Source organism: Anaerotignum sp., from assembly GCF_040307045.1.
Lineage (GTDB): Bacteria > Bacillota > Clostridia > Lachnospirales > Anaerotignaceae > Chakrabartyella.
Genome location: NZ_JAWRKF010000017.1, coordinates 251,420 through 262,082, shown reverse-complemented (window position 1 = coordinate 262,082; position 10,663 = coordinate 251,420). Strand labels below are relative to the sequence as shown.

Below are 10,663 nucleotides of genomic sequence, written 5' to 3'. Positions count from 1 at the left end.
TATTTAGCTAGTATTCTTGATGTTTGTACTAGTAAATTGTAGGATTTAACTTTTCTAGAAAAATGAATAAGCAGCTTGTTATCTCTGCTCTTGAGAACGCCTGCTATAAACAAGGTAATCCTAGAGGTGTTATTTTGCATAGTGACAGAGGCTCTCAGTATACCTCTATGGACTATCTTAATACAGCTGAAAAACATGGGATGAAGCTTTCCTACAGCAAGAAGGGTTGCCCTTTTGATAACGCTCCGATGTAGTCTTTTCATGCCTCTCTTAAAAAAGAAGAAGTTTACCTTAGCCACTACTCGGATTTTGATGATGCGAAGTTAAGCTTGTTTGACTATATTGAGGGTTTCTATAACAGAAACCGTATACATTCTGCTATTAACTTTTCGACTCCTTCGAGATTGAAAAGTCATTTTTCTAATGCCAAATTTCGTATTTTTGTGTCCAACTTATTGACTATAGTCCTATACACACTGAAAGCCTAATTAAGGAAGTGCAATAATCCTATCAAATAAATCTTTATTCTCATCAATGTCACTTGGGGAGGCAAAAACTACGTAGTTCATGTTGTTATTAAGATTTTCAAAATATTGAGCATAAGCGGATATATCCTCGAGGCTGGTTTCTTTTATTTCATTTAAGTAATGAATTGAATCCTGTGTGGTAATACCCATGCAATTGCGAGTTAAAGTATTTAACGCACTTTTTAATTCTCCAGAACTTTTTGTTGCTGAGGCATAGGCTGACAATTTGTAGGTTTCCAAAACTTTCTGCGTCATACTACCGTCAAGACTTTTAATGAATTCATCTGTTGTGTTAAGGGTTGCAAGGGAAGTGGCGTAGGTGTTGTCTCGATAGGTGTATGCGGTATAATTATTTTCGCTAAAAAATGCGCCTACACCATATGCACCCCCATTTAGGCGAATTTCAGGTACAAGAGAAAGAGTATCCAAAATACTGCCGATTACCTGGTTTTTTCCGCTGATAGGTACGTTGTTCTCTAATAAAGGTGCATTTGCAACTAAGTATTGTACAGTTAAATCACCAGTTAGTGCCTCTCTTTTGGCTGGTGTAGGTAGTATATAATCTGCTTTAGGGTAGGAAGCATCAGGCAGTTTCTGGGTAAAGGTTCCCATAGACGCTTCAAATTTATTTTTCGCTGTGGAATTTCCAGCCAACAGTATAGTTAAATTATTTTTATTAAATGCTTTTGCTCGAACACTGGCTATTTTATCTGCCACTTCAGTGGGAGTGGTTTGAAGCTGTTTTTCTAAAGCTATAACAAAATTATAATAATCTAATCCTTTCAAGTAATTAAGATATCTAGAGGAAGGGCTGGAATAAGCCATCGAACGCATGAAAGCCAGGTCGATGGGTTCTGTAAATAAAGTTTGATAACGACTTTTAATATTTGCAATGGTTCTCGTGGAGTAAGTTGAAATATCTGAAACTTTGGAATTTAATAAAATATCTGAAATCAAATCCAGAGAATCAGAAAATTCATCTTGAAAGCCATAATAATTTGCACTAAAAACAGGATGGGCGGAAGTATCATTTTTATCATCCTTATGCACGTTTAATTCTGTTGACTGGTTGTAGGTTTTATATAAGGTTTCATTTATTACTTGATTTTCTTTTCTGTTATCTGTAGCCATTCCGCTTCTTATCATGTCATTGTAAAACTGCAAATATAAGAATTCTTCTGGGGTTAGATGGCTTAAATCAAAATTTATGGAAATGCCACTTATTGCATTAACATCTGCATTGGCGTGCACTAGATTTACGCCGTTTACGGTGGTTTCAGTTATATTTCTATCCTTTATTTCTATTTCAATTTCATTGAGACTTACAGCCTGAAGGGAATCTAGTGTATCTTGGGAAATTTCACGATTATTCCAAACGTTAAATTCTGCTGTTTTCTGAACCAATGCCTTGATTTCTGCCTCTGACATAGATGCTTTTTTGCGGGCAAGTGTTTGAGCAATTACCTCCTGTTGTTTTTCAAGCTGCCCCGCTTTAGGAACGGTGACGGTTAGTGCTGCAGAAGTATTATTCACAAGTTCAGTTTCAATGGCATTTTCTAAAATCCCATCATCCAATTTGGAGGCTACGCTATTAAAGGCATTATCGTAATTGGGCATGGGATTGCCTAATATATTATCATAAATGCTTGCGGAAATTAGGCTGTTTATTGCAGTATTTTCTGTAGTGCCCACGTCTCGTTGAAACTCCAAGGAACGAAGGGAGGCTTTGACAAAATCCTTATCAAACCCATTACTTACGAATTTTTTTAATTCTGCCATTACCACGTTATAAAAATCGTTTTTGCGTTGGGGGTCGGCATTGACAGCAACGAAATGAACCACAGGCTGAAAAATACCCTCATCCAAATAAATTTCATAAGAATCTGCTATATTGCTTTTTAGCAGAGATTGTTTCATTTGGGAGCTATCAAGGTTTAATAAGTTTACAGCAATATCTAAGGCAACAAAACTTTCAAAACTATTTTTTCTTGTGTCTTTCGTTGCAAAAACAAGCTCAATAACCGATGAATTTTTGGTATCAGTGTCTTCTGAAACAGCGAATTCAAAGGTGTTTTCTTGTAGTTGGTGAAAGATTGGTTTCGTGCCACTGTCCAGAGTATGCTCTCTATAGCTGTAGGCTGACAGATAATTTTCGTCTGCCAGTTTTAAAAACGGTTCATAATCTACATCACCGTAAAGCACCATTGTGCTGTTTGAAGGATGATAATTTTTATGATAGGTTTCCATGAGCTCAGTATAGGTTAAGGTGGTAATATCTTCTGGATTGCCACCAGAATTATTACTTTGAGCACTATTTGGAAAAAGAGTTTTCATTGAATTATGGTAGGAAGCTCTCTCTATATTTGCCAGAGCGCCCTGCATTTCATTATATACAATGCCATTATAATTTAGTGGGGAGCTTTCATCTGTCAATTCATAGCGGATACCTTCTCGTTCAAATATTTTTTCGTTTTCTAACAAAAGTGGGTTAAAAACCCCGTCCAAATAAATGTCTGCCGATTTTAATAATTGTGCCTCATTGGCAGAACAAATGGGATAAGTAGTAAAATTTTGATAAGTATATGCATTGGTATAAGAAATATAGGTTGTATTAGCCAATGTAAAAAAGAGTTCATTAAGAGGGTATTTTTTACTGCCACTCATAACACAATGCTCCAGAATGTGGTTAATGCCTTTATTATTTTCTGCAACGGTATCAAATTTAATGGCAAAACCACGGTTGGTATCGCTGTTTTTTAACACAAGAAATTTAGCACCTGTTTTTTGGTGAATAAACAAATACTGATTGGCTTGTATGGCGGAATCGTAACCTTTGTGCGTAAGCTCAAAGCCGTGAATCACATCCCCCATTTTTGGTGAAGAAGGTGCGTTGGCGGCGTTTACGGTCCTTATGGGCGTGACCACCGATAAAAGTGTAATACATATTGCTGTAAAAAATAATAAAGTTTTTTTTCTCATTTTACCCCCACTTTCTGTTTTTCGTTGGTTTGGCTACTTAGTTAATTTTATCAGAAGTAGCAGTGCTTTACAAATTGTTTTGTAAATTCCAAATAAATTTTATTAAGAATGCGAATAGAGAGTTTTTAGGAAATGAAAGAAAAGAGGGAAATGTGGTGCTGATGTAAATGCAGATGCTTTCAAAATTAGGTAAATCAATTTTTAAAAAATAGTAGAATGTTTTTAGTACGGTTTGAAAATAAAAACCCCTACGAACCTAGCAAACTCAGGGTGCGCACGAGTTGGCTTATTTATTCCCACTCGCTACCACATTTCATAAACCAAACTATTTTGTATGGTAAATATGATGTCGGATATTCCAATTACATAAATTAGAGTGGGGGCTGACTGAATGTCATACTCCTGCAAGAGCTGTTGAATGATGTTGCGTTTTGCGTCTGTCATTTGTACCTTGTGTACTGGTTTCTTTTCTCTTGCCATAATTAAAGGCCTCCTATGATATAATATTTTATCATAGAAGACCTTATATAACCTTATTTACAGAAAAACTTTTCCAAACTCACTTTTAATGTTAAAAAACCTAAGAAATAACGTATTTTCTGACCAATTCTGTTCTGGTTCTATGTCAGGATTTAGTCCAAGTTAAAATGAGAAAATTATCCTCATCTTAACCTGCTAATTGTAATTCGTTATCATTGTTTTTTTAATAGATCTTTTCAAAATCATCTGGGGACATATATCCGCAGTGACTGTGAATTCGCTACACATTATAAAAAGTATCAATATATTTAAATACAAGTCTGTATGCTTGTGCAATTTGTACATCATCTATGTTAATGGAAATTGTATTATCACCGGTTTTTGGGAAGCATATGTTGACCAATATGGTTTATAATGTAACAAATTAATAACATAACTGATAGTTTTCCAACTTATAAGTACATAAAGCACTTATAAGTTGACTTTGTATAGGAAGTATTATGAATAGATGAAATATGATTGTACTATGTACGTTCGTTAGCATTCTTTGCGATGACTTTGCTACGACAAACGGCATAGAATATCAATGTTATCCCCTAAATCCAAGACATAAAATCCCGTTGATCAGTTTCCTTTAACGACCAAAGGCATAAAACACCAAAGCTGTCCTCACGTGCAATCTTGAAAATAAAGTAATAACCATAAAAATCCCTCTAAAAAGATATAGCACATGCCTACTCTCAGCCCACGTTGAGAGTGTAGTGTTGATTACAAGGGCTGACAAGTAAGGGGTCTAAAAAGGCTTGAAATATAAAGCTTCTGAGGTTTTGAGTGAAATTCTTAAGTGGTATAAATTCTTGGAAATTCTTGTGAAATCGCTTGTTGGGAACTGGTCAATCCTTTAGGTTGAGTTGATAGATTAGCTTTAGGTAGGTTGAATGATGATTAGGCTAAAATCATTCTGTAAAGTCTATAGATTTTGATGTCTAAAAATCATCCGATTTTATCACAGAGGCAGTTTTTGAATGGTGGAAGCTTCAGCTGCAAAACAACTTCCAAAGCAGAAATAGCATCAATCATTTCGTTGACGGATTTATCAATGCGTATTACCGAAGTACCACAATTACCAATACAAGGGTAATTACACTGGGTCGACATATAGTTTGTTTGAAGAAAGAGCCCAACCAGATCTTGACTATTGATATATACGTATGCATCCTCGGACAAGGTATAATTACCTACTGGTTACAACAGCGCCGCAAAGAATGCCAAACAAATTGGTATGCTCCCTTCTAGGTAGACAAGTGGAATAATAAAAAACTTGTCACTTAGAAGGGAGTTTTTTATGCCTCAAAAATCAAAGTGTTCATTTGAAAAAAGTTAAATGCTGTATTGCGATGTCTTCAAGGTAAAACATCTGCAACTTATGCAGCTAAGCGATTGGGTATACGTCCTCAATCTGTATTAAGCTGGACTTCAAACTATCAGTCACTGGGTGAATCAGCCTTAATGCCTTTAACAAAAAATACTGCTTATTCGCTTGAATTAAAACTAAGTGCTGTATCGGATTACCTGAATGGACAAGGAACTTGATAACGTATAATTAATTTCGCAAATTCATTTTCATAAAAAAGACATGGTCTATAGCCGGTTGGTAAAATAAAGTCACCACAACCAAATCTCGCAAAGGAGGCAATAGAACATGTCTGATAACATTATACAGTTAAATCAGAAACTTATCCGTAACGAATTGAAAGATTTAGTGCGTAACAGCGTTAAAGAAACACTTAACGCCATGCTTGACCATGAGGCTGATGAACTCGTTAATGCCGAGAAATATGAACGCTCAGGTGAGCGTAAAGGATATCGCTCTGGTCATTACAGCCGTAACTTTCAGACTACATCCGGCGAGGTAACCTTAAAAATGCCCAAATTAAAGGGGATTCAATTCGAGACCGCTATTATTGAGCGATATCGCCGGAGAGAATGTTCTATCGAGGAAGCGCTTATTGAAATGTATCTTGCTGGTGTTTCCGTTCGCCGTGTAGAAGATATTACCGAAGCCCTTTGGGGAACTAAGGTATCTCCTGGAACAATCAGCAATCTCAATAAAAAAGCTTATGAACATATTGAAACATGGAGAAGCCGTGAATTGACAAATTCTTACCCATATATTTATGTAGACGGCGTTTACTTAAAACGCAGTTGGGGTGGTGAAATCCAAAATGTCTCCATCTTGGTCGCTATTGGTGTCAATGAGGATGGGTGTCGTGAAATCATAGGTGCAGCTGAAGGTATGAAAGAAGATCGTGAAAGCTGGAAAAACTTCTTTGTTTGGCTCAAAGAACGTGGCCTTAAAGGAGTGCGTCTCATTATTGGTGATAAAAGCCTTGAGATGCTGGAATCTATTCCAGAGGTGTTCCCAGAAGCAAAGTAACAAAGGTGCACAGTACATTTTACCGAAACATCTTCTCAGTAACCCCACGTACCAAAATGAAAGAAGTTTCTATGATGCTAAAAGCCATCCATGCACAAGAATCAAAAGAATCTGCAAGAGAAAAAGCGATGCAGGTAGCTGAAAAACTCCATGAAATGAAGCTAGGTTCGGCGGCTAAGAAAATAGTGGATGGAATCGAAGAAACTCTTACATTCATGGATTTCCCTACCCAACATTGGAAAAGAATCCGAACCAATAATACCATTGAAAGATTAAACCGAGAAATCAAGCGCAGAACCCGAGCAATCGGTGCTTTTCCAGATGGGAAAAGTGCCCTGATGCTTGTATGTGCCAGACTTCGTCATGTGGCAGGAACCCAATGGGGAGCAAAACGCTATATGAATATGAAGCACCTTAAGGAATTGGATATTCAAAACGAGTCTGATATCATAGCTGGCTGACTAACACTTACCTAACGGTTAAAAAAGAATTTGCGAAAAATTATTGACACTATATGGAAAATTCTTCCGTATTATGGTAAAATAAAAATGTGAATAAGTTCATTTTTGTTAGTATGTGGTTTTAGCGCCATAAGAATTTTAGTCATTATAAAAAATTGCGGTGTAAATGATATTTGTTAATGCATTTTAGCACCATCTGAGTTATGAAATTATACTAATAAAAGGAGAGTTTGATTATGGAAGAATTAATTGCGGTTATGGGGGAAATTAGAGACCAGCTGGCTGAATTGAATAATAAAATAGATGTCTTAACCGGTTTTGGTTCAAATGACATCACAGATATTGTTGCATCAGTTAGGGATATCAAAGGTGCTATTGGATATGATCTTACTGATGTTTGTGGGAAACTTGATGAGATTAATCTTTCGTTGAGTACGATTGATGCTTCTATTAGTTGTATAGGGTAAATTACAGGGGGAATTAAGCTGAATCTCTGGATTTACTAAAGACCTTTATTTTATGTGGTAAAAGGTGAAAAAAATCAGATATGGTTTCAGTCCTCTGATAGAATGACGTTACGAGGCGCCCGTCCTGAAAGTGACAACATATCTGTTGTAAAAACATTAAAATAAGAACTACTGACAATCCCTGAGTTTAACGGTGAATTGTCAGTAGTTTTTTGCTATGCAGTTAAGAACCTAACTATCATTGCAAATTCAAATTGCTCATATTTTTTTGGACTGAAGTGCAACCATTTTTGATAGTAATCAAAGAGATAAATGGAAGCCTGACTGGATACATGAAAGTGGTTGGCAACGTACTTTGGACAGCTGCAATTTGCGTAATTTATTAGTGGTGGTGGGGCGATACTGTACTTGGCAAAGAAGTTAGCTTTCTGCTTCTTTTTCCGTAGAGGATAACTGACAATCTGGTTCAAGATGACCAAGGTATATATGTCCTATTTCGTGAAGGATCGTCCATCGTTGTCTTTCATAACAGCTATTATCGTTGTTGTACAATAAAACTTGAAACCCTTTCCTTTAATGAATTTTATCATAAAGTATGAGAAAATTTCTCTGTTAAAGCTATACCCTTAATAACACCCACTAAATATGCCTCGGAAGTAAAACTATTAGTAAAATTTTTAATGTCTTCTATTAAGGTATCTAACTGTTGTTGCTGTTGCTCATTAAGCTGGAAGCGAAGTTCCTGTCCTTGGTTATTGATATTCTCGACCTGTTTTTTATATGTCTCTGATTCAATATAATCCTTCATAGAGTCGTTCAGTGTATTTTTGATTTGTGTTTCTAATGGCATTATAACCCTCCTGTGCCAATTTCAAGTAAAAGTAATTGAAGAAATTTTTTGTTATTATAGATATCACGTCATTTATGCTAGTGGAGCTATAAATTAACGTTTTCAATTGTTTTTAAAAGCCTAAGATGTATTGGTAAGAGGTTTTATGAACGAATAAAGTATAGGTGTTTTAAAAATGCAAGTCGTTTAGTTCTCTAGGTTTTTTGTTATAAATGTACTTTAATAAATACAATTTCAAATATTATATAGGATTTATAAAACTATATTTACATCGACAACATTATAATAGAAAAATATGACATGGCAATAGTAATGGTATTATTTTTTATGCAATTGGGGCGTAAATTCCATTTATATGTTAAGTTCTTCTGACAAGACAAACATAAACAGTGCATCGTGAAGATCGCCGTTCTGCACCGTTAAAGTTTATCGAAGGAATCGAACTTGGCAGTGTGTGTGAAACAGTGATGGTAATTGAGACATCACGCAGGCACAGGGCTTTTATTAAAAGCCTCATGTGTCTGTTGCAGACAGAGCACCATTAAGGGACCGGTAAATAGGCTTTTGCCACATCAAAGGGATAACTATACCCTTTTGATGATTGGTTTAAGTCTATTTGCCGGTCTTTTTTTCGTGTTTTTATAAGGTGTAAAAACCTTGCACTTTTAAGAAGTAATATACAAATCAAATATCAAGAGCCTGACATGCATTAAGGGCGAAGAATACGAATATTGGTCTTTTTCACTTTACAGGGTGAAAAATGCGCAATTTTCAATACCCTCTCCTTGTTGCGTCCTTTTTTCGGGCCGTGGTCGGTGTACTGCGTTGTGCTGTCCTATTTTTTTGTCCTTTCGCCCCAGATGCGTCCTTCAGACAGAGAGGACAAAAAAATGAAATTCATGTACAAATTTGCAGATGGAGCTGAATCAGAAGTTGAAGTAAGCAAGGAAATAGGAGCTGTTATTCTTGATTCCAGACGAGTGGAGGACAACCTTGACCGCAAGGAACGCTATCACTGCCTAGCGTTTGATGCAGTGGACTTTGAAGGAGAGGAGTTTGCTGATAAGGCTAGCCCTGAAAGCATCTTAATGAAGACATTGATAATCAGCATATGGCAGAAACGATTAAAAATTTCTGAAACACCCTAAAACAATTGCTTTAAATCTCCGTATAGTGAAGGACAAAAAAAGCAGCCTTCAGAAAGGTAGGTGCAGATATGAAGCACACATTAAGAATCAGTGTTTCTAAAAAACCTGTGAATGCCGGAATTGTAAGTTACCGTAACATCACATCCGAGAACGTCTATTAAGATTTTTTTTCGGAGATAAGCAAAAACTTACAATCATCGTTCCGGGAGACAGCGTGGAATCACTGTGTATCAGCGAAATTGCAGAGGGAGGTGTAAAAGCATGAGTAGAAACGAGTTACTCTTAGATGTTATTAAAGATGTTCGCTCTCTGGCAGACAGCTAGCAGGCGATAGATAAGGAAAAGTCCACAGAGAAGATAGACGGTGCCAATGGGACGATTATGGTGTTGAACAGCGGCATACGCTGTGGAAATAGCGGTGGTGCATCGGTTTATGATGATAGGGGGATTTTGTTTTTATAAGTATTTTCAATGAAAATATGGTACAATTAAAAATAAATTTCAATTATTTTAGAGATTATTTATGTTAGGTGGTGTAAAATGAATATTCAAAAAGCTATTAAATCTTTAAAACAAAAAGGGTACTCTGTTTCATATTTTGAAAACTCTAAAGATGCTTCTACCTACTTAAGCCATGAAATTAACAACCAAATTGTCGGTTTTGGAGACTCGGATACTTTATTGAACTTAAAATTATATGAGAGTCTTTCTTTTCATAATGAAGTCTACGATCCTCAACATGATTTATATGGGTGGGGTTTTTTAGATATAGCTAAAAAAAGTTTGACTGCTAGTGTATTTTTGACATCAATTAATGCTTTTTCTGAAACAGGTGAACTTGTTAATATTGATGGGACTGGCAATCGTATAGCTGGCTCAATATTTGGTCATGAAAAAGTCTTTTTGGTCGTAGGGGTTAATAAACTTGTGCCCACACTTGAAGAAGCTGTTTGGCGTGCAAGAAATGTTTCTGCACCACGTAATGCTATGCGGTTGGGATTAAAAACGCCATGTGCCAAGGAAGGAACAAAATGTTTTAATTGTTCCAGTCCCGATAGAATTTGTAATGGTATGATGATTTACTTAAACAAAATGGATGATATTGAAATGGAAGTTGTAATAATTAATGAAACATTAGGTTTTTAGAGATAAGGAGTGTGTTCGTCAAGTAGAAATGTGAGTAAAAGGGCGTCAAAAAGGTGAGCACCCCTCAGCACCTAATATACTTGTATAGTATCTGCATAGGGGCCCCAACGCTCACCCTTAGGTGCGCTAACAGGTGGAGCCCTTTTGCAAGCCTTTTATAACGCTAGC

Annotated in this window: 9 protein-coding genes and 3 pseudogenes; 7 read left to right on the top strand and 5 right to left on the bottom strand. The window is 36.2% G+C overall.

Annotated features, from left to right (window positions below; translation table 11 throughout):
* Nucleotides 1-35: 35 nt before the first annotated feature.
* Both ABVZ64_RS09995 and ABVZ64_RS09990 read left to right on the top strand, forming a co-directional pair.
* Nucleotides 36-254 carry a DDE-type integrase/transposase/recombinase gene (locus ABVZ64_RS09995; protein ID WP_352400873.1) on the top strand — a complete coding sequence of 73 codons (219 nt, stop codon included), beginning with the start codon at nt 36-38 and terminating at the stop codon, nt 252-254.
* Between the two features lie 12 nt (nt 255-266).
* A pseudogene (locus ABVZ64_RS09990) lies at nt 267-488 on the top strand (IS3 family transposase); the annotation flags it as partial.
* On the opposite strand, the gene ABVZ64_RS09985 reads toward ABVZ64_RS09990, so the two are convergent.
* The 3 genes from ABVZ64_RS09985 to ABVZ64_RS09975 all read right to left on the bottom strand — a co-directional run bounded on the left by ABVZ64_RS09985 (nt 489) and on the right by ABVZ64_RS09975 (nt 5,213).
* The gene (locus tag ABVZ64_RS09985; protein ID WP_352400867.1) at nt 489-3,506 is read right to left on the bottom strand and encodes an insulinase family protein; all 3,018 of its coding nucleotides are present in this window, start codon (nt 3,504-3,506) and stop codon (nt 489-491) included.
* Nucleotides 3,507-3,809: 303 nt separating this feature from the next.
* Entirely contained in the window at nt 3,810-3,986 is a 177-nt protein-coding gene (locus tag ABVZ64_RS09980; RefSeq protein WP_352400874.1) for a hypothetical protein, read from the bottom strand.
* 993 nt (nt 3,987-4,979) lie between these two features.
* Nucleotides 4,980-5,213, bottom strand: a complete 234-nt coding sequence (locus ABVZ64_RS09975; RefSeq protein WP_352400866.1) for a hypothetical protein — start codon at nt 5,211-5,213, stop codon at nt 4,980-4,982.
* A gap of 159 nt (nt 5,214-5,372) precedes the next feature.
* Here ABVZ64_RS09975 and ABVZ64_RS09970 point away from each other — a divergent pair.
* The 3 genes and pseudogenes from ABVZ64_RS09970 to ABVZ64_RS09960 form a co-directional block, all read left to right on the top strand.
* Nucleotides 5,373-5,579: pseudogene (locus ABVZ64_RS09970) on the top strand (helix-turn-helix domain-containing protein); the annotation flags it as partial.
* Between the two features lie 109 nt (nt 5,580-5,688).
* Nucleotides 5,689-6,884 (top strand): annotated as a pseudogene (locus tag ABVZ64_RS09965) (IS256 family transposase).
* Between the two features lie 236 nt (nt 6,885-7,120).
* Entirely contained in the window at nt 7,121-7,351 is a 231-nt protein-coding gene (locus ABVZ64_RS09960; RefSeq protein WP_352400865.1) for a hypothetical protein, read from the top strand.
* A 420-nt stretch (nt 7,352-7,771) separates the two neighbouring features.
* Here ABVZ64_RS09960 and ABVZ64_RS09955 read toward each other — a convergent pair whose 3' ends face one another.
* Nucleotides 7,772-7,903 (bottom strand): ImmA/IrrE family metallo-endopeptidase, encoded by a 132-nt coding sequence (locus ABVZ64_RS09955; RefSeq protein ID WP_352400864.1) that lies wholly within the window; start codon nt 7,901-7,903, stop codon nt 7,772-7,774.
* Between the two features lie 34 nt (nt 7,904-7,937).
* Nucleotides 7,938-8,201, bottom strand: coding sequence for a hypothetical protein (locus tag ABVZ64_RS09950; RefSeq protein ID WP_352400863.1), 264 nt, complete (start codon nt 8,199-8,201; stop codon nt 7,938-7,940).
* A gap of 890 nt (nt 8,202-9,091) precedes the next feature.
* Between ABVZ64_RS09950 and ABVZ64_RS09945 the strand changes: the two genes are divergently transcribed.
* Nucleotides 9,092-9,349, top strand: coding sequence for a hypothetical protein (locus ABVZ64_RS09945; protein ID WP_352400862.1), 258 nt, complete (start codon nt 9,092-9,094; stop codon nt 9,347-9,349).
* Between the two features lie 540 nt (nt 9,350-9,889).
* Nucleotides 9,890-10,495 (top strand): lactate utilization protein, encoded by a 606-nt coding sequence (locus ABVZ64_RS09935; RefSeq protein WP_352400861.1) that lies wholly within the window; start codon nt 9,890-9,892, stop codon nt 10,493-10,495.
* Nucleotides 10,496-10,663: the final 168 nt, after the last annotated feature.